Annotated in this window: 1 protein-coding gene; it reads left to right on the top strand. The window is 63.4% G+C overall.

Translation table 11 applies throughout. The features are described from left to right. A partial coding sequence (locus tag ACLJNW_RS23870) for an indole-3-glycerol phosphate synthase TrpC (RefSeq protein ID WP_410961177.1) occupies nt 1-336 on the top strand: 336 nt, incomplete at both ends.

Below are 336 nucleotides of genomic sequence, written 5' to 3'. Positions count from 1 at the left end.
GCCTATCTGAAGGAAGCGCGGGCCGCCTGTGCGCTGCCGGTGATCCGCAAGGACTTCATGATCGATCCGTACCAGATCGTCGAGGCGCGGGCGATCGGTGCCGACTGCATCCTGCTGATCGTCTCGGCGCTGGACGACGTGCTGATGGCCGAACTGGCGGCGACTGCCAAGTCGGTCGGTCTCGACGTACTGGTCGAAGTGCATGACGGCACCGAGCTGGAACGTGCACTGAAGACCCTGGACACGCCGTTGGTGGGCATCAACAACCGCAACCTGCACACCTTCGAGGTGAGCCTGGAAACCACCCTCGACCTGTTGCCGGAAATTCCCCGCGAC

The sequence above is a fragment of the Salmonella sp. SAL4457 genome (genome assembly GCF_046548235.1).
GTDB classification, from domain to species: Bacteria; Pseudomonadota; Gammaproteobacteria; order Enterobacterales; family Enterobacteriaceae; genus Salmonella; species Salmonella enterica.
The sequence above is the reverse complement of the archived record's forward strand: the minus strand, read 5'-3'. Positions and strand labels throughout refer to the sequence as shown.